Below are 19107 nucleotides of genomic sequence, written 5' to 3' on the forward strand. Positions count from 1 at the left end.
TCCCCCTCCCCCTCCCCCTCCCCCGCCGCCTCGCCGGCCGGCGGCAAGGACGGGGTTCCGCCGCAGCCCGCCGAGGCCCTGAGCGCCCTCGCCGACGCCGAGCGGAGCCTGTCGGAGGCGCGGACCATCGCGCTGGCCGGGGCGCCCGGGGAGCTGGCCCGGATGCTGGCCTCCGTGGCGGCGTGCGGAGCCGTCCACGCGTACCTGCTCACCTCGACCCCGGGAGCCGCCTCGTGAAGACCGCACCCTCCCCCGCCAACCGCGCCCTGCAGGCCGCCCAGGCCGCCCTGGCCGCCGAGCACGCGGCCGCGTACGGGTACGGGGTGATCGGCGCCCGGGTCGCGGCGGCCCGCGCGACCGAGGCCCGCGAGGCGTACGGCAGCCACCTGGCGCGCCGGGACGCGCTCACCCGCAAGGTGCGCGAGCTGGGCGGCGCGCCCGTGGCCGCCGAGGCGGCGTACGCCCTGCCCTTCGAGCTGCGCACCCCCGACGACACCGAGCGGCTGGCCGCGGTGATCGAGGAGCGGGTGGCGGGGGCGTACTCCGACCTGGTCCGGGCGGCGGACGGCCAGTTGCGCCGCGAGGCGGCCGACGCGCTGAGCGCGGCGGCCGTGCGCGCGGCACGCTGGCGCGGTGTCGGCGTAGCCTTCCCTGGGCTCACGGAACGCTCCGATCGAGCCCCGACCAGCTGAAAGGGACCACGCACGCATGGCTTTCGAACCGCCGCAGCGGCTTGTACGGGCGCTCGGCGAGCTGCCGGGGACGGCGCAGGACACCGCGTGGCTGGGGCGGTTGCCGGAGCTCGCCGAGGAGGCGCTGGGCCGGCGGGAGGTCGTCGCGCAGCGGGTCCAGGCCCCGGGCGGCCGCAGCAGCCTGGTGCTCCTCGTCCGGTACGCCGACGGCACCCCGGCCGCGCTGAAGCTGGCGCCGCCGGGGGCCCGGCCCGACCGTGAACTGGCCGCGCTGGCGCACTGGGGCGGTTTCGGGTCCGTACGGGTCCTCGACTCGCGCCACCACGAGGCCGACGGCGGGCTGCTGCTGGAGCGGCTGCACCCGGAGGTGTCGCTGCGTTCGCTGCCCGACGCCAAGGCCCTGCTGGAGGCCTCCGGCACGCTGCGGCGGCTGTGGGTGGAGCCCCCGCCCGGGCACCCCTTCGAGACGGTGGCCGAGCGCACGGCCCGCCAGGGCGAGGCGCTGCGGGCGGCGCCCGCGGAGGTGCGCCCGCTCGTGGACACGGCGCTGGCGCTGCGCGAGGAACTGACGGCGCTGCCGGGCGAGGAACTGCTGCTGCACGGGAACTTCCGGCAGGGCAAGGTGCTGGCCGGGGAACGGGCGCCGTGGCTGACGGTGGGCCCGGAACCGCTGGTCGGCGAACGGGCCTACGACCTGGCCCGGCTGGTGCGGGACCGGCTGGAGGACCAGGTGGCGACCTCGGCGGGGGCGGCGGGGGCCCGGCGGCGGGTGAACCGGCTCGCCGACTCGCTGGAGGTGGACCGCGACCGGCTGCGGGGCTGGACGGTGTTCCGGGCGGTGGAGTCCGGCGTCCGGGCGCTGGCCGCCGGGCGGCGCCCGGACGCGGAGCTGTTGCTGGAGTTCGCGGCCTGGCTGTAGGGCATACCGTAGGTAAGAGGTGTGCGTCCGGCAGGGGGCCGTCATGGTCGAGGAACTGCTGACAGCGGGAATCGCCGCCGCCATGGGTGTGGCGGTGTACATGGGAGCTGCCGCCCGGGTGGTGAAGCAGTACGAGCGGGGTGTGGTCTTCCGCTTCGGCCGGCTGCGCCAGGGCGTCCGGGGACCCGGGTTCACGACGGTGCTGCCGTTCGTGGACCGGCTGCGCAAGGTGAACATGCAGATCGTGACGATGCCGGTGCCCGCCCAGGAGGGCATCACCCGGGACAACGTGACGGTGCGGGTGGACGCGGTCGTGTACTTCAAGGTGGTGGACGCGGCGAGCGCGATCATCGAGGTGGAGGACTACCGGTTCGCGGTCTCCCAGATGGCGCAGACCTCGCTGCGGTCGATCATCGGCAAGAGCGACCTGGACGACCTGCTGTCGAACCGGGAGCAGCTCAACCAGGGGCTGGAGCTGATGATCGACAGTCCGGCGGTGGGCTGGGGCGTGCAGATCGACCGGGTCGAGATCAAGGACGTGTCGCTGCCGGAGACGATGAAGCGGTCGATGGCCCGGCAGGCGGAGGCCGACCGCGAGCGCCGGGCGCGCGTCATCAACGCGGACGCGGAGCTGCAGGCCTCGAAGAAGCTGGCGGAGGCGGCGGAGGTGATGTCGGAACAGCCGGCGGCCCTCCAACTGCGCCTGCTCCAGACGGTGGTGGCGGTGGCGGCGGAGAAGAACTCCACGCTGGTGCTGCCGTTCCCGGTGGAGCTCCTGCGCTTCCTGGAACGCGCGGCCCCCGCGCCCGCGCCCGAGCAGCCGGCGCCGCCCCCGAAGGCGGCCCCGGAGCCGGAGGCGCTCCCCCGGCAGGAGGCGCTCCCCGAGCCGGAGGCGCTCCCCGAGCCGGAAGCACCCCCGGAACTCGCCCCCGGCGGGCTGTTCCTGGACGGATCGCCGCCGCCCCCCGAGGAGCCGGAGGGGCGGCGTGAGTAGTCCGCCGCGCGGGTCAGGCCCGCGCGGTCAGCCGGGACAGGGCTTCGGCCAGGGGGAGTTCCTCGCGGGTGCCGGCCGCGCGGTCCTGGAGTTCGACGATCCCGTCGGCGGAGCGGCGGCCCGCGACCAGGATCCACGGCACGCCGATCAGCTCCGCGTCGGTGAGCTTCACCCCGGGGGAGAGCCCGGGCCGGTCGTCGAGCAGGACCCGCCGCCCGGCGGCGGCCAGCGCGTCGGCGGCCTCCTCGGCGAGGGCCAGCGGGACGGCCTTGCCCGCCGCCACCACGTGGACGTCGGCCGGTGCCACGGCGGCGGGCCAGCACAGGCCCCGCTCGTCGGCGCTCTGTTCGGCGAGCGCGGCCACGGCGCGGGAGACACCGATGCCATAGGAGCCCATGGTGACCCGGACGGGCTTGCCCTCCTTGCCGAGGACGTCCAGCCCGAAGGCGTCGGCGTACTTGCGGCCGAGCTGGAAGATGTGCCCGATCTCGATGGCCCGGTCGAGGCGCAGTCCGGCCCCGCAGGAGGGGCAGGGGTCGCCCGGTTCGACGACGACCACGTCCAGGTACCGGTCGACCTCGAAGTCCCGGCCGCAGACCACGTTCCGGGCGTGCGTGTCCGGCTTGTTGGCGCCGGTCACCCATGAAGTGCCGGGCGCGACGCGGGGGTCGGCGATGTACGGGACCTTCTCCAGGCCCTGCGGGCCCACGTAGCCGCGTACGAGGTCGGGACGGCCCGCGAAGTCCTCGGCCGTCACCAGCTCGACGACCGCCGGGGCCAGGTGCTCGCCGAGCTTGCCGAGGTCGACCTCGCGGTCGCCGGGGACGCCGACGGCGGTGATCTCGCCGTCGACCTTGACCAGGAGGTTCTTCAGCGTCGCCGAGGCGGGGACGCCGAGGTGCGCCGCCAGCGTCTCGATGGTGGGGGTGTCGGGGGTGTCCACCTCCTCCAGCGCCGGGTGTTCGGCGGTGACGGGGGTCAGCGCGAAGGTCACGGCCTCGGTGTTGGCCGCGTAGTCGCAGGAGGGGCAGTCCACGAAGGTGTCCTCGCCCGCCGCGGCGGGGGCCAGGAACTCCTCGGACGCCGAGCCGCCCATCGCCCCGGACACCGCCGACACGATCCGGTGGTCCAGGCCGAGGCGCTCGAAGATGCGGACGTAGGCCTCGCGGTGGAGCCGGTAGGACTCCGCCAGGCCCTCGTCGGACACGTCGAAGGAGTACGAGTCCTTCATCTGGAACTCGCGCCCGCGCAGCACTCCGGAGCGGGGGCGGGCCTCGTCGCGGTACTTGGTCTGGATCTGGTAGAGCATGACCGGCAGGTCCTTGTACGACGTGCACTGGTCCTTCACGACGAGGGTGAAGATCTCCTCGTGGGTGGGGCCGAGCAGGTAGTCGGCGCCCTTGCGGTCCTTCAGCCGGAACAGCAGGTCGCCGTACTCGGACCAGCGGCCGCTGACCTCGTAGGGCTCCTTCGGCAGCAGCGCGGGGAGCAGCACTTCCTGCGCCCCGATGGCGTCCATCTCCTCGCGGACGATGCGCGAGACGTTGTCCAGGACCCGCTTGCCGAGCGGCAGCCAGGTCCAGACCCCGGCGGAGCTGCGGCGGACGTAGCCGGCGCGGACCAGGAGGCGGTGGCTGAGGGTCTCGGCGTCGGCCGGGTCCTCGCGGAGGGTCTTGGCCATGAGGCGGGACATGCGCTGCACGTGTTGCGTTGACATGACGGGAGCCTACCGGGGGCCGCGCGGGCGCCGGAATCGAATTCAGTGCCTGCGCAGCGGGAGCGTGGCGCCCATCACGGCGTACGGGAGGCTCGCGCTCGGGAAGTGGACGCGGCGGGCCAGGTCCCGGTATCCGAGGGCCGCGTACAGCCCGCGGGCGGGGCTCTCGGTGTCGATGGCGGAGAGGATCGAGCGGGGCTCGTGGGCGGCGTCGGTGATCCGGGTGATGAGGGCGCGGCCGACGCCGCGGCCCTGGAAGCCGGGGTGGACGTGCAGTTCGGTGATGACGAAGGAGCCGTCGAGCCAGTGGTCGGCGCCGCCGGCCCGCAGGTAGGGCTCGACGATGGTGGACCACCAGTGGGCGCGGTCGTTGGGCATGCCGTAGACGAAGCCGGCGAGGGCCCCGTCGTCGGTGAAGGCGCCGAGCGCGCGGGCGCCGGGGCAGGTCATGTGGCGCTGGACGATGTAGCGCCGGATGCCGACCTCCTCCTCGCTGAGCCCGAAGGCGACGGCCTGGACGCGCAGCGCCTCGTCCACGCGGCCGGCGAGGTCGAGGTGGCCGATGCGGAGTCCGGCGGGCCGTGCGGGGTCTTCGCCCCCGGGGGTAGGCAGCATGCGGCGACCTTACTGCGGGGTAGTGCCGCTCCGGTACGGCTTCCGCGACGAAAGCGGGGCCCTCAGAACAGCACGCTCATGAACGCGCCGACCTCGCGGAAGCCGACCCGCCGGTAGGAGGCGCGGGCGGCGGCGTTGAAGTCGTTGACGTAGAGGCTGACGACGGGGGCCACGTCGCGCAGGGCGTACCGGACGACGGCGGCCATGCCGGTCTCGGAGTGCCCGCGGCCGCGGAACGCGGGGTCGACCCACACGCCCTGGATCTGGCAGGCGCGGGGGGTGGCGGCGCCGATCTCGGCCTTGAAGACGACCTTGCCGTTCTCGACGCGGGCGAAGGAGCGGCCGGCGGCGACCAGCTCGGCGACGCGGGCCTGGTAGAGCAGGCCGCCGTCGCCGGCGAGCGGGGAGATGCCGACCTCCTCGGTGAACATGGCCACGCAGGCGGGCATGATCAGGTCCATCTCGTCCTTGCGGACGCGGCGGACCAGCGGGTCGGCGGGGATCTCGGCGGAGGGACGCTCGATGATCATGAGCGGCTGGTGGGAGCGGACGTCGCGGGCCGGGCCCCAGCTGGGCTCCAGGAGCTTCCACAGCAGCCGGGTGGCCTCGGCGGGGCCGACGATGGAGGAGCAGCGGCGGCCGGTGCGGCGGGCGCGGTCGGCGAAGGCCCGTACGGCGTCGGGTCCGGCGCAGACGGGGACCAGGTTGGCGCCCGCGTAGCACAGGGAGCGGAGGTCGCCGTCGGCGTACCAGCCCCACATCTCGCCGCCCAGGCGCCAGGGGTCGAGTCCGGCGACCTGGACCCGGGAGGTGACGAAGGCGTTCTCGACCGGCTCGCGTCCGAGGATGTCGAGCGCGGCGTCGAGATCACTGGGGTCAAGGACCCGGGTGGTGGTCTGCGTCAACACTGGGGCCTCACCATGCAAGTCTGCTGATCTCCGCACTGTACCCGGCGTCGCTTGCGGATGCCCTGTCCCACGGGTCACGAAAAGGCCCCGGCCCCGCCCCCCAACTGCGGGAACGGGAACGGGGCCGTTTCTTGCCACGTGCGGTGCGCGGTGGTCAGACGCCGATGGCGACGCTGGGCTCGCCGGAGGCGACGCCGTCGCGCTCCATCTGCTCGGCGATCTTCATCGCCTCTTCGATGAGGGTCTCGACGATCTTCGACTCGGGGACGGTCTTGATGACCTCGCCCTTCACGAAGATCTGGCCCTTGCCGTTGCCGGAGGCGACGCCGAGGTCGGCCTCGCGGGCCTCGCCGGGGCCGTTGACGACGCAGCCCATGACCGCGACGCGCAGCGGGACCTCCATGCCCTCCAGGCCCGCCGTGACCTCCTCGGCCAGCTTGTAGACGTCGACCTGGGCGCGTCCGCAGGACGGGCAGGAGACGATCTCCAGGCGGCGGGGCTTGAGGTTCAGCGACTCCAGGATCTGGTTGCCGACCTTGACCTCCTCGACCGGCGGCGCGGAGAGGGAGACGCGGATGGTGTCGCCGATGCCCTCGGAGAGCAGCGCGCCGAAGGCGACGGCGGACTTGATGGTGCCCTGGAAGGCGGGGCCAGCCTCGGTGACGCCGAGGTGCAGCGGGTAGTCGCAGGCGGCGGCGAGCTGGCGGTAGGCGTTGACCATGACGACCGGGTCGTTGTGCTTGACCGAGATCTTGATGTCGCCGAAGCCGTGCTCCTCGAAGAGGGAGGCCTCCCACAGCGCGGACTCGACCAGCGCCTCGGGGGTGGCCTTGCCGTACTTCTTCAGCAGGCGCGCGTCCAGGGAACCGGCGTTGACGCCGATGCGGATCGGGGTGCCCGCGGCCTTGGCGGCGTGCGCGATCTCCTTGACCTTGTCGTCGAACTGCTTGATGTTGCCCGGGTTCACCCGGACGGCGGCGCAGCCGGCGTCGATCGCGGCGAACACGTACTTCGGCTGGAAGTGGATGTCGGCGATGACCGGGATCTGCGACTTCTTCGCGATGACGGCGAGGGCGTCGGCGTCGTCCTGGGTCGGGCAGGCGACGCGGACGATGTTGCAGCCGGAGGCGGTCAGCTCGGCGATCTGCTGGAGCGTGGCGCCGATGTCGGAGGTGCGGGTGGTGGTCATCGACTGCACCGAGATGGGTGCGTCGCCGCCGACGGCCACCGAACCGACCTGGATCTTGCGGCTGACCCTGCGGTCGGCAAGCTTCGTCGGCACGGACGGCATTCCGAGAGAGATGGCAGTCATCTGCTGTGCAACCCCAAGGTGTGGATCGAGGTCCCGAGATCGGCGGGCTCCAGGCTTCGAGATTACGCCAATCAGCACGCTCCCCCCGCATCCGAGGGGTGCGCCACCCGAACGTAGGGAGCCGGGCACGATGCGTGCCCGGCTCCGTCGCGCGTCGTGTACGACCGCCGCCGCTAGGTGATCTTGATGGGGTTCACCACGTCCGCCACCAGGACGAGCAGCGTGAAGCAGACGAAGACGCCGGCCACCACGTACGCGGCGGGCATCAGCTTGGCCACGTCGAACGGGCCGGGGTCGGCCCGCCGGAAGAGCTTGGCCACGCTGCGGCGCAGGGACTCCCACAGGGCGCCCGCGATGTGCCCGCCGTCCAGCGGGAGCAGGGGCAGCATGTTGAACAGGAACAGGGACAGGTTGAACATGCCCAGGACGTTGAGCAGGATCGCGAACTTCTGCTCGCCGGGCAGGTCCAGGGCGGCGATGTCCCCGCTCATGCGGGCCGCGCCGACGATGCCCATCGGGGAGTCGGGCTCGCGCTCGGCGCCGTCGAAGGCCGCGTTCCACAGGGCGGGGATCTTGGCGGGGAGCTTGACCAGGCCCTGCACGCTGCCTTCGACGATCTCGCCCATGTGGTCCACGGACTCGCCGAAGGACAGGGCCGCGATCTCGCTCTTGGGGCTGAAGCCGAGCCAGCCGGCCGTCACGTACTCGCCCTTGACGTAGCCGCCGTGGCCGTCGGTCTTGGCGACCCGGTTCTCGATCAGGGTCACGGGGACGGTCACCCGCTGCCCGTCGCGCACGACGGTGAGGGTGGCGGGGCCGATGGTGTCGCGGATCTTCTTCTGGAGGGTGGCCCAGTCGGCGACCGGGCGGCCGTCGAAGGCGACGATCCTGTCGTCGGCCCGCAGGCCGGCCTTCTTCGCCGGGGCCACCGGGTCGGTGCCCTTGCAGACCTCGCGGTTCTCGCTCTGCTGGATGACGCAGGGCGAGACGCCGGCGATCTGGGTGGTGGTCCGGTTGATCCCGAAGGTCATCCAGACGCCGAAGAAGATCGCGAGGGCGAGCACCAGGTTCATGCCGGGGCCCGCGAACATCACGATCACGCGCTTCCAGGGCTTGCGCGTGTAGAAGAGCCGCGTCTCGTCCCCGGGCTGGAGCTCCTCGTAGGCCGCCGAGCGGGCGTCCTCGATCATGGAGCGGAACGGGGAGGTGGAACGGGCCGTGACCTTGCCGTCCTCGCCGGGCGGGAACATCCCGATCATGCGGATGTAGCCGCCCATGGGGATGGCCTTGATCCCGTACTCGGTGTCGCCCTTCTTGCGCGACCAGACGGTCTTGCCGAAGCCGACCATGTACTGGGGCACGCGGATGCCGAAGAGCTTGGCCGTGGAGAGGTGGCCGAGCTCGTGCCAGGCGATGGAGAACAGCAGTCCCCCGACGAAGACGAGCACACCGATCAGGTTCAGCACCAACGTCATGCGCCCGCCTCCACGGCGGCCCGCGCCGCCATCTCCCGTGCCCGGGCCCTGGCCCAGGTCTCCGCTTCGAGGACGTCCGCCACGGTCAGGGAAGTTCCCGGTTCCGGCGTTCCGTGCTCGTCCACCACCGCGGAGACCGTATCCATGATTGCTGTGAACGGCAGCCGACCGGCCAGGAAGGCCTCGACGCACTCCTCGTTCGCCGCATTGAACACGGCCGGCGCGGTACCGCCGAGGGTACCCACGTGGCGGGCCAGGCCGACCGCCGGGAAGGCCTCGGTGTCCAGTGGGAAGAACTCCCAGCTCGACGCCTTGGTCCAGTCGAAGGCGGGGGCCGCGTCCGGGACCCGCTGGGGCCAGCCCAGGCCGATCGCGATGGGGCCGCGCATGTCCGGCGGGGTGGCCTGGGCGAGGGTGGAGCCGTCCGTGAACTCGACCATGGAGTGCACGTAGGACTGCGGGTGGACCACGACCTCGATGCGATCGAAGGGGATGTCGTAGAGCAGGTGCGCCTCGATGACCTCCAGGCCCTTGTTGACCAGGGTCGCCGAGTTGATGGTGATCACCGGGCCCATGGCCCACGTGGGGTGCGCGAGGGCGTCCTGGACCGTGACGGAGGCCAGCTCCGCGCGGGTGCGGCCGCGGAAGGGTCCGCCGGAGGCGGTCACGACGAGCTTGCGGACGTCGGCCCGGGTACCGGCGGCGAGCGCCTGGAACAGGGCCGCGTGCTCGGAGTCCACCGGGATGATCTGGCCGGGCTTCGCCAGGGCCTTGACCAGCGGGCCGCCGACGATCAGCGACTCCTTGTTGGCCAGGGCCAGGGTGCGCCCGGCGCGCAGCGCGGCGAGGGTGGGCGCCAGGCCGATGGAACCGGTGATGCCGTTGAGGACGGTGTGGCAGTCGGAGGCGGCGAGTTCGGCCGCCGCGTCGGGTCCGGCCAGGATCTCCGGCAGCGGCTCGGACGCCCCGTACCGCTCGCCCAGCGCCTCCTTGAGGGCCGGTACGACGTCCTCGCGGGCGACGGCCACCGTCTTGACCCGCAGCAGCCGGGCCTGCTCGGCCAGCAGCCCGACGCGTCCGCCGGCGGCGGACAGCGCGGTGACCCGGAAGCGGTCGGGGTTGCGCAGGGCCAGGTCGATGGCCTGGGTGCCGATCGATCCGGTCGACCCGAGGATGACGATGTCCCGGCGGCCGGCCGCGGCATCGAAGAGGAGGTGCGGGTCGGCGAGGGGGGCTGGACTGTCGCTCATGCCCCCCATTGTTGCCGCAACTCACGGGCGCTTGGACACGGAGTCCCCGTCTGTAACGCGCGCGAGGAGTTCGGGGAGCGTTCCGGCGAAGTCGGGGAGCGCGCGGGCCGCCCGCCACCAGGCCGCCGGGTCCTCGCCGAGGGCCGCGTCGAACAGCCGGTCGGCCTCGGCGCGGGCGGCGAGCACGGCGGCGGGCCGGTCGTGGCGGTCGGGGTGGCCGGTGTCGCCGAGCCACTGGTCCTCGTCCAGCGCCCAGCAGGCGGGCACCTTGTGCCGGATCACGTCGGCGCCGGTGAGCAGGGAGCGGTCGAGGCAGTCGCGGACCCAGCGGACGTCCTCGTCGACGGTGTCCATCGGGACGGCGAGGCTGACCAGGGCCAGCTCCCGCTCCCACCCGCCGGTGGGCTCGGCCGTCCCCGGGTCCGGGGCGAGGTGGCGTACGGCGCGGGCCAGCGCCGGGTCGTGGCGTACGCCGCCGGGTGCGGGCGGGCCGCCCGCGGCCAGGGCGGCCGCCAGCTCGGGCAGGGTGCCGCGGAAGGCGGCGGCCCGGTGGGGCAGCTCGGCCCACCGCCGCGCGTCCTGCCCGAGTACGGGGCGCAGGGCGCGCTGCACGGCCGACTGCATCTCGGCCTGCTCGGGCAGGGTCCAGCGCAGTCCGGGCACGGCGGGGAGGTGGCCCAGCAGCAGGGTCCGGGGGGCCGGGGCCACGTGGGCGACGAGCTCGTCGCAGGTCAGCAGGCCCATCCGGAGGGCGCGGACGGCGGGCCGGTACCAGCGGGGCCCGTACGTGTCCCCCGTGCGGGCGTCGAGCAGGGCCGCGCACGCCTCCCGGGGCAGGGCGCCCGCCAGCAGCAGCGCCTCGACCGCGCCGGACGGCAGCGGGGCGCGGGCGTGCTCGGCGAGCAGCAGCCCGGGGTCGAGGAGGTGCGGCATCCGCAGCAGGGTCAGGGGGACGCGGGGGCGGCGTCCGTGGCGGCGCAGCAGGCCTATGAGCTCGCCGGGGGCGAACGGGCCCGGGCCGACCTCGCGGAGCAGCTCGGGCGAGGGGCCGGGCCGGGCGGCGTACCGGGCGGGGCCGGGCAGGCCGGGCAGCGGGCGGCCGACGACGCGGGGGTTGCGGGCGATGTAGTGCCGGTCCTGCGCGGTGCCGTCGCGCAGCAGGAGGGTGACGGCCGAGGCGGGCAGCCACTGGTCGCGGCACAGGTACTTGCGGGTCGGGCCGTCGAGGCGGTCGATCAGGGCGGTCACCACGGGGTGCGGTGCGTGGCGCAGCAGGTGTGCCACGCACCAGGCCAGCCGTCGGCTGGCCCGGTCCTCCTCGGCCGTCGGCATCGTTCTCGTCCGCCTCGCGCTCGTACCCGTACCCGTACTCGTACATCCGTCCGGTCTTCTGCCGATGATGGCAGGTCAGCGCAGGGGACGGTGCACGTTTTCGTGCGTCGAGGGGCCGGGGGCGGCGTCCGCGATCCACGGGCCGTCGCCCGAGGGGTCGAGGACGCCCTCCTCCAGCCAGGTGTAGGCGCCGCCGAGGACCCCCTCGACGACCTTGCGGTCGAGGTCGTCGGTGTTGGACCAGAGGCGGCCGAAGAGTTCCTCGACCCGGAGCCGGGACTGCCGGCAGAAGGCGTCGGCCAGCTGGTAGGCCTCGCGGCCGTGGTCGCCGGTGGCGCGCAGGTGCTCGGCGCGGACGCAGGCGGCGCTCATGGCGAAGAGTTCGGCGCCGATGTCGACGATCCGGCCGAGGAAGCCCTGTTTGGTCTCCATGCGGCCCTGCCAGCGGGCCATCGCGAGGAACGTGGAGCGGGCGAGTTTGCGGGCGCCGCGCTCGACGTAGCGCAGGTGGGTGGCGAGGTCGGGGTGGCCGCTCGGGTGGAACTCCCGGTACGTGCCGGGGACCTGGCCGGGGCCGGTGGCCAGTTTGGGCAGCCAGCGGGCGTAGAAGCCGGTCGCGCGGGCGCCCGCCCGGGCCTTGTCGGCCAGGGCCTTGTCGGGGTCGATGAGGTCCCCGGCGACGGACAGGTGGGCGTCGACGGCCTCGCGGGCGATCAGCAGGTGCATGATCTCCGTCGAGCCCTCGAAGATCCGGTTGATGCGCATGTCGCGGAGCATCTGCTCGGTGGGCACGGCCCGCTCGCCGCGCGCGGCCAGCGATTCGGCGGTCTCGAAGCCGCGGCCGCCGCGGATCTGGACCAGCTCGTCGGCCATCAGCCAGCCCATCTCGGAGCCGTAGAGCTTGGCGAGGGCGGCCTCGATGCGGATGTCGTTGCGGTCCTCGTCGGCCATCTGGGAGGCGAGGTCCACGACCGCTTCGAGGGCGAAGGTGGTGGCGGCGATGAAGGAGATCTTGGCGCCGACGGCCTCGTGCTTGGCGACCGGCCGGCCCCACTGCTCGCGTACGCCGCTCCACTCGCGGGCGATCTTCAGGCACCACTTGCCGGCGCCGACGCACATCGCGGGCAGGGACAGCCGTCCGGTGTTGAGGGTGGTCAGCGCGATCTTGAGGCCGGCCCCCTCGGCGCCGATCCGCTGGCCGGCGGGCACCCGGACCCGGTGGAAGCGGGTGACGCCGTTCTCCAGGCCGCGCAGGCCCATGAAGGCGTTGCGGTGCTCGACGGTGACGCCCGGCGAGTCGGCCTCGACGACGAAGGCGGTGATCCCGCCGCGGTGGCCCTCGCTCTTCGGGACCCGGGCCATGACGACGAGGAGGTCGGCGACCACCCCGTTGGTGGTCCAGAGCTTGACCCCGTCGAGCACGTACGCGTCCTCGCCGTCGGGTACCGCCGTCGTGGCGAGGCGGGCCGGGTCGGAGCCGACGTCGGGCTCGGTGAGCAGGAAGGCGCTGATCGCGGTGGTGGCGCAGCGCGGCAGGTAGGCGTCCTTCTGTTCCTTCGTGCCGAACATCTTCAGGGGCTGCGGTACGCCGATGGACTGGTGGGCGGAGAGCAGCGCGCCGATGGCGGGGCTGACCGAGCCGACGAGGGCGAGCGCCTTGTTGTAGTAGACCTGGGTCAGGCCGAGGCCCCCGTACTCGGTGCCGATCTTCATGCCGAGGGCGCCGAGCTCCTTGAGGCCGCGCACCGTCTCGTCGGGGATCCGTGCCTCGCGCTCGATGCGCGCACCGTCGATCTCGGTCTCGCAGAAGGCCCGCATCCGGGCCAGGAAGGCCTCGCCGCGCCGGACGTCCTCGTCGGCGGGGAGCGGGTGGGGGTGGATCAGGTCGAGCCGGAACCGCCCGAGGAACAGCTCCTTGGCGAAGCTGGGCTTGCGCCAGTCCTGTTCCCGGGCCGCCTCGGCGACCTGGCGCGCCTCGCGCTCGGTCACCTTGGGCTGTACGGGCTGTGCGGGCTGCGTCGCTGACATCCGGGTGCTCACCTCGCCGCATCGGGGGACTGCCGATCGGTGCTACCTGGGAGTCGTACCCGTTTCGCGGACCCCGGAAAAGGGCCGGTCGGGTGTCAGGCGAAAGGTGCCCGGAAAAGGGGGACGGCCGGAGCCCCCGCACAGTAGGCTCCGGCCGTCGGTCTGTGACCGTACGAGCAGGTCAGATGTCGAGGCCCGTGAGGACCAGGACGCGCTCGTAGGTGTAGTCGTCCATCGCGTAGCGGACGCCCTCGCGGCCCACTCCCGACTGCTTCACGCCGCCGTACGGCATCTGGTCGGCGCGGTAGGACGGCGCGTCGCCGATGATCACACCGCCGACCTCGAGCTCGCGGTGGGCGCGGAAGGCGACCTGGATGTCGCGGGTGAAGACGCCGGTCTGCAGGCCGAACTTCGAGTCGTTGACGGCGGCGAAGGCCTCGTCGGTGTTCTCGACGCGCACCAGGGTCAGGACCGGGCCGAAGACCTCTTCGGTGGCGAGCTTCACTCCGGCCGGGACGTCCGCGAGGACGGTCGGCTCGACGCTGGCGCCGTCGCGCTTGCCGCCCGTGAGCAGCTTGGCGCCGGCGGAGACGGCCTCGTCGACCCAGGCCTCGACGCGCTTGGCGGCGTCCTCGGAGACGAGGGGGCCGACGTCGGTGGCGTCGTCGGACGGGTCACCGGTGACCTGCGCCTGGACCTTCGCGACGACCTTCTCGACGAGGCGGTCGTAGACGGAGGCGTCGGCGATCACGCGCTGCACGGAGATGCAGGACTGGCCGGCCTGGTAGTTCGAGAAGGTCGCGATGCGGGTCGCGGCCCAGTCGAGGTCGGCCTCGGAGGACCAGTCGGCGAGGACCACGGCCGCGGCGTTGCCGCCGAGCTCCAGGGTGCAGTGCTTGTGGGGCACCGACTGCTGGATCGCGTAGCCGACGGTGTCCGAACCGGTGAAGGAGATGACGGGCAGGCGCTCGTCCTTGACCAGGGCCGGCATCTTGTCGTTGGCGACGGGCAGCACGGACCAGGAACCGGCCGGGAGGTCGGTCTCGGCGAGCAGCTCGCCCAGGATCAGACCGGAGAGCGGGGTGGCCGGGGCCGGCTTCAGGATGATCGGCGCGCCGACGGCGATGGCCGGGGCCACCTTGTGGGCGCACAGGTTCAGCGGGAAGTTGAACGGCGCGATGCCGAGGACCGGACCCTTGACGAAGCGGCGGGTCAGGGCCAGGCGGCCGACGCCGCCGGCGTCGGTGTCCAGGCGCTGGGCGTCTCCGCCGTTGAAGCGGCGGGCCTCTTCTGCGGCGAAACGAAACACGGACACCGCACGGCCGACCTCACCGCGGGCCCACTTGACGGGCTTGCCGTTCTCGGCGGAGATCAGCTGGGCGATCTCCTCGGTGCGCTCGGCGAGCCGCTTGGACACGTGGTCCAGCGCGGCGGCCCGTACGTGGGCGGGGGTCGCGGAGAATTCCGCCGTCACGGCGTGCGCCGCGGCCACGGCCTCTTCGACCTGGGCGTCGGTGGGGACGCTGACGGCGGCGACGAGGCGGCCGTCCCACGGGTTGTGGACGTCGAAGCTGTCCTCGCCGGTGGCCTGGCGGCCGGCGAGCCAGAAGGCGTGGGTGGAAGTCATGCGAATCCCGGCCCTTCGGATGTGTGCGGTGGGCTTGTCCCCACCACCGTAGGACTCCGGCGGGCTTTCGTTGTTTATCCGGCATGGAGCGCCACCCGCCCGCCCTGCGCCGCTTTGTCACTGTCGCACCCCGGCCCCGCCGTGCGGCGGCCCTGCCGGGGGGTTACGGAGTCGTCGTGCCGGCCTTGAGGGCGAGCCAGAGTTCCATCCGGACGTCCGGGTCGTCGAGGGAGCGGCCGAGGATCTCCTCCACCCGCTTCATCCGGTAGCGCAGCGTGTGGCGGTGCACGCCCAGGTCGGCGGCCGCCGCGTCCCACTGTCCGTGGCGGGAGAGCCAGGCCTGGAGGGAGGCCACCAGGTCGCCCCGTCCGGTCGCGTCGTGCTCCCGCAGGGCCCGCAGGGTGCCGTCCGCGAAGGCCCGTACGGCGTCGTCGGCCAGCAGCGGCAGTACGGACCCCGCCGCGAGGTCCTCGTGCTCGACCATCGGCCGCCCCCGGCGCCGGGCCACCGCGAGGGCCTGGTCGGCCTGCTTGAAGGCGGCCGCCACGCCCTCCGGGGCGGACGCCGCCGAGAGGCCGACCACCAGCTCGTCCGGCTCGGGCCCCGTCGCGTCCCGGCCGCGCCGGGACTCCAGGGCCTCCGCGTGGTCGGCGCACGCCCGCACCGCCGAGCCCCCGTCGGCGGCGAGCACCACCAGCCGGCCGGCCTCCGGCACCACCAGCAGCGTCTCCCCGGTCCGCGCCGCCGCCGACTCCACCGCGTCGGCCAGCAGCGCCAGCCCCTCCGGCTGGGCCGTCCCCGGCAGCGCCGGTTCGGCGACGATGATGCGGAACGGCGCCTCCAGCAGGGCCCCGTACAGGTCCCCGGCGACGGCCCGCGCGTGCTCGGCCTCGCCCTCCAGCAGCATCCGCAGCACGGCCGCGCCGAGCCGGGACTCCGCCTCGTGCAGCGACCGCGAGCGCTCCGTGGTGAGGGTGAGCAGGGCGACGGCGGAGTGCACCGCGTACCGCTCGGCGGTGCCCAGCGGGGCCCCCGTCCCGACGGCCAGCGCGCCCCGGGCCCGGCGTCCGGTGCCCAGCGACTGGAGCTCGACCCGGTCCTCCGAGCCGCCGACCACCGCGCTCGCGGGCGCGGGGCGCTCCCGCAGCCGCTCCACGTCGGGGGTGAGCCGGGCGGCACGGCGCGCGGCCCAGTCGGGCGCGGCCGCGACGACGGCGCCCGAGGTGTCGTAGAGCGCGGCCCAGCCGTGGACGTGGGCCGCCAGCTTCGCCAGCAGGTCGGCGGGGCCGTCGGCGGACAGCGCGGCCCGGGTCAGCTCCCGCTGCGCCTCGAAGCCGGCGGTGACGGCGCGGTACTGGTCGGCGGCGAGCGCCGCCGAGACGGCCTTGCTGATGGCGAGGAACGGGGTGCGCCGGGGCACCTCCAGCAGCGGCAGGTCCTCCTCCCGGGCGGCGTCGAGCAGCGCCTGCGGGACCGCCTCGTAGTTCACGCCGACGGCGAAGCCGATGCCGACGACCCCGGCGGCCGCGAGGCGGCGTACGTAGCGGCGCATCTCCTCGGGGTCCTCGGCGTCCAGCTTCATGGCGGTGATGAGCAGCAGCTCGCCGCCCTCCATGTAGGGGACCGGGTCGGCGAGCTCGCTGACGTGGGCCCAGCGCACCGGGGTGTCGAGGCGGCCCTCCCCCGCCCGGACGCTGAGCTTGAGCGCCGAGTGCTGGACGAGGGAGGCGAGGGTGAGCGGCATCGGGTACCAGGGGCCTTCGGCGGGAGGGGAGGGGTACGGGGGGTTCGGGGCGGTCGGGATTTCGCCGTGTCGTATGAACGGCCCCTATCGATTCTGCCACCCCGTACGGGTCCGCTCAGCCGGTTCCGGCCAGCCGGACCAGCAGCGGAGCCGCCCGCTCCCCGCGGACGGAGGTCAGCGAGAGCACCGCGCACCCGGGCGGCACGGCGTGCGCCAGCTCGGAGGCCGACCAGCGCTCGCGCTCCACCTGGCGCACGGTCACGGCGTCGGTGGTGACGGCCTTGCCCGTGACCATCTTGCGGAAGGCGTGGATGGCCCGGGTCAGCGGCTGGTCGGCGAAGACGGTGCGGTGGGTGACGTCCCGGGTCTCGACCCATTCGGTGCCCCAGGCTTCGGCGAACCGCTTCCCGTCCCAGGTGGTGACCCCGGAGAAGGCCATGCGGCAGCCGACCGCGCCGAGCAGCGGCGTCCGCAGGGCCTCCGGTACGTCGTCCAGCGCGCGCAGGGTCAGCAGGACGCCGGCGTTCGCCGACCGCAGCCGCTGCACCCCCCGGACGGTCTCGGGGGTCAGGGTGTGCGAGGCGTCGTCGAGGGCGAGGAACGCGAAGAGCGAGCGGTCGGCGCGGGCCGCGGCGCAGGCGTTGAACTGCGCGAGGAGCAGCCGGGCCAGCATCCGGGAGGCGTCGGCGTGGCCCCGTTCGGGGAGGTCGACGCGGACCCGGACGGGGTGCTCCAGGGCACGCATCGAGAAGGGCCGCCCCTGGCCGGTGGGGTCGAAGAACCCGGCGAAGGCGGGCCGGTCCAGCAGGGCGAGGCGGTCGGCGAGGGCCGGGCCGGGGTCGGCGGGGGCCCCGTACTGGCGCACGCGCGCGTCGAGCTCGCGGAGCATGGCCTGCTGCCCGGTGCCTTCGAGGGCCTGGCGCAGCGCGTCGAGGGCGGCGGGCAGCCCGTCGAGCAGCTCGCGCAGCTCGGGCACGCCGGGGAAGCGGCCGTGCGCTGCCCGGAAGGGGCCGAGCAGCTGCGCGAGGGCGGTCGCGGCGCGGCGCACGTCGAGGCCGGGGACGTCTCCGACGAAGGCTTCGGCGAGGAGGGTGGCGGCCTCGTCGGGGTCGGTGGTGCCGCCGTAGAGGTCGAGGTCGTGGACGGAGGCGGGGTCGCCGACGCGGACGACGACGTCGAAAGCGGCGTCGGGGCCGAGCCGGGCCCCCGCCGAGCCGACGGCGATGACGGCGGCCTGCCCGGCCAGCGCCTGGAGCGCGAGGGCCTCGACGACGGGCCGCACCAGCCGGGCGGTCTTGCCGGTCCCGGAGGGGCCGACGGCCAGCAGGGAGGTCCCGAGGACCTCGGGGTCGAGGGCGAGGGAGGTGCCGCGGCGGGCGTAGGGGTTGCGCTCGCCGTCCTCGACGGTGCCGAGGAGCACCTGGCGGGCGAGCAGGTCGTGCCGGGCGGCCCGCACCGGGAGGTCGCGGTCCCCGGAGGGGTGGACGCAGGCGGCGGCGCCGTCGGCCATGACGGCCTCGGCGAAGGCGCGCAGCCGGGCGGGCTCGCCCTGGGCGGCGTCCCAGGCCCGCCGGATCCGCGCGTAGTCCACGTCGTTCATCCGCCCGCCCTCGACCTCCCCCCCGAGCCTCTCGGCCACCTCCGCAAACCCCCGCTCCCGCACGTCACCCCACCGCACGGGATCCTCCCCACCCGCGACCCCGCCAACAGCGGCGGCGGGGGACGGTCCGGGCCGTCCCTTGGCCGCGGGGCGGCGGCCCAGCCGGACGAAGAAGACGACGACGGGCGCCGAAACGGCCACGTACACGAGGTTGGTGACCAGCTTGACGGTTCCTTCGCCCATCTCCTCGTAGGGCAGGTGCCCGCCGACGAGGCCCAGCACCGTCAGGGTGTTGGTCCAGATCAGCATCCCGACGAAGAGGGCGCCCACCGTCGCGCCCACGATGCGGGCGCGCGGCCCGCGGGCCGCGACGAGCCGCTCGAAGGCCAGGCGCCAGGAGCCCAGCCGGCTGAACCAGACCACCAGTACGGCCGACACCAGCAGCATGTACGCCTGTAGCGCGGCCGTGCCCCGGCCGTCGACCGGGCCGCCGCCCAGCTGCCACCAGTCGCGCGGGGTGAAGAGCTTGAGCGGGACGTCGAAATAGGGGATGTAGTTGTTCGAGACCAGCGACCACACCAGCACGCACGCCAGGAACGAGATCACCGCCCCGCTCAGCAGCGACCGGTCCGTGGCCGGCTCCCCCGCGTCCGCCCGCCGCGGCTCGTGCCCGAAGCGCCAGACGCCCGGCTCCGCCCGCGGCCGCGGCGTGCGGATCCATGCGGCCAGCGGGGAGCCGACGGACGGCGCGTGGGCCGGCTTCGGGGGGAGGGGGGTGGGTGGAGGGCCCGCTGGGCGGGGGACGTGGCCGGCGCGGGCCGTCTGTCCGTCGTACGTGCCTTCGGTGTCCATGAAACCCCTGCCCCCTACCCGTGCCATGCGCGCGCACCGCGG

The 19107-nt window shown here is 74.0% G+C and carries 14 protein-coding genes and 1 pseudogene; 4 read left to right on the plus strand and 11 right to left on the minus strand.

Annotated elements, in window-relative coordinates:
- The 4 genes and pseudogenes from ACFV0Q_RS02285 to ACFV0Q_RS02300 form a co-directional block, all read left to right on the plus strand.
- Positions 1–237: pseudogene (locus ACFV0Q_RS02285) on the plus strand (hypothetical protein); the annotation flags it as partial.
- Complete coding sequence (locus ACFV0Q_RS02290; RefSeq protein WP_384999149.1) at positions 234–692, plus strand: DUF4439 domain-containing protein; 459 nt, start codon at positions 234–236, stop codon at positions 690–692. The pseudogene ACFV0Q_RS02285 and the gene ACFV0Q_RS02290, both read left to right, overlap by 4 nt.
- 16 nt (positions 693–708) lie before the next feature.
- A complete protein-coding gene (locus tag ACFV0Q_RS02295; protein ID WP_384999151.1) occupies positions 709–1611 on the plus strand; it encodes an aminoglycoside phosphotransferase family protein in 903 nt (300 codons plus the stop codon).
- Positions 1612–1654: 43 nt separating this feature from the next.
- Complete coding sequence (locus ACFV0Q_RS02300) at positions 1655–2605, plus strand: slipin family protein (RefSeq protein ID WP_384999154.1); 951 nt, start codon at positions 1655–1657, stop codon at positions 2603–2605.
- 13 nt (positions 2606–2618) lie between these two features.
- Here the strand turns inward: ACFV0Q_RS02300 and ACFV0Q_RS02305 are convergent, their stop codons facing one another.
- The 11 genes from ACFV0Q_RS02305 to ACFV0Q_RS02355 form a co-directional block, all read right to left on the minus strand.
- The gene (locus tag ACFV0Q_RS02305; RefSeq protein ID WP_384999157.1) at positions 2619–4322 is read right to left on the minus strand and encodes a proline--tRNA ligase; all 1704 of its coding nucleotides are present in this window, start codon (positions 4320–4322) and stop codon (positions 2619–2621) included.
- Positions 4323–4364: 42 nt separating this feature from the next.
- Positions 4365–4937, minus strand: a complete 573-nt coding sequence (locus tag ACFV0Q_RS02310) for a GNAT family N-acetyltransferase (RefSeq protein ID WP_384999160.1) — start codon at positions 4935–4937, stop codon at positions 4365–4367.
- A 62-nt stretch (positions 4938–4999) separates the two neighbouring features.
- Positions 5000–5845, minus strand: a complete 846-nt coding sequence (locus ACFV0Q_RS02315; protein WP_384999163.1) for a GNAT family N-acetyltransferase — start codon at positions 5843–5845, stop codon at positions 5000–5002.
- Between the two features lie 154 nt (positions 5846–5999).
- Positions 6000–7157, minus strand: a complete 1158-nt coding sequence (ispG, locus tag ACFV0Q_RS02320; RefSeq protein ID WP_384999166.1) for a flavodoxin-dependent (E)-4-hydroxy-3-methylbut-2-enyl-diphosphate synthase — start codon at positions 7155–7157, stop codon at positions 6000–6002.
- Positions 7158–7330: 173 nt separating this feature from the next.
- Positions 7331–8632, minus strand: a complete 1302-nt coding sequence (locus ACFV0Q_RS02325) for a M50 family metallopeptidase (protein WP_384999168.1) — start codon at positions 8630–8632, stop codon at positions 7331–7333.
- Positions 8629–9891, minus strand: a complete 1263-nt coding sequence (dxr, locus tag ACFV0Q_RS02330; RefSeq protein WP_384999171.1) for a 1-deoxy-D-xylulose-5-phosphate reductoisomerase — start codon at positions 9889–9891, stop codon at positions 8629–8631. The genes ACFV0Q_RS02325 and dxr overlap by 4 nt, the downstream gene beginning before the upstream one ends.
- Before the next feature lie 12 nt (positions 9892–9903).
- Positions 9904–11214 carry a hypothetical protein gene (locus tag ACFV0Q_RS02335; RefSeq protein WP_384999174.1) on the minus strand — a complete coding sequence of 437 codons (1311 nt, stop codon included), beginning with the start codon at positions 11212–11214 and terminating at the stop codon, positions 9904–9906.
- A gap of 75 nt (positions 11215–11289) precedes the next feature.
- Positions 11290–13242 (minus strand): acyl-CoA dehydrogenase family protein, encoded by a 1953-nt coding sequence (locus ACFV0Q_RS02340; protein ID WP_384999177.1) that lies wholly within the window; start codon positions 13240–13242, stop codon positions 11290–11292.
- Positions 13243–13423: 181 nt separating this feature from the next.
- Positions 13424–14869, minus strand: coding sequence for an aldehyde dehydrogenase family protein (locus ACFV0Q_RS02345; RefSeq protein WP_384999180.1), 1446 nt, complete (start codon positions 14867–14869; stop codon positions 13424–13426).
- 163 nt (positions 14870–15032) lie between these two features.
- Positions 15033–16613 (minus strand): PucR family transcriptional regulator, encoded by a 1581-nt coding sequence (locus ACFV0Q_RS02350; RefSeq protein WP_384999183.1) that lies wholly within the window; start codon positions 16611–16613, stop codon positions 15033–15035.
- A gap of 115 nt (positions 16614–16728) precedes the next feature.
- On the minus strand, positions 16729–19065 hold the full coding sequence (locus tag ACFV0Q_RS02355; RefSeq protein ID WP_384999186.1) for an ATP/GTP-binding protein: 2337 nt from the start codon (positions 19063–19065) through the stop codon (positions 16729–16731).
- Positions 19066–19107 lie beyond the last annotated feature (42 nt).

Origin of the sequence: Streptomyces sp. NPDC059564 (genome assembly GCF_042735575.1) — a bacterium.
Lineage (GTDB): Bacteria > Actinomycetota > Actinomycetes > Streptomycetales > Streptomycetaceae > Streptomyces.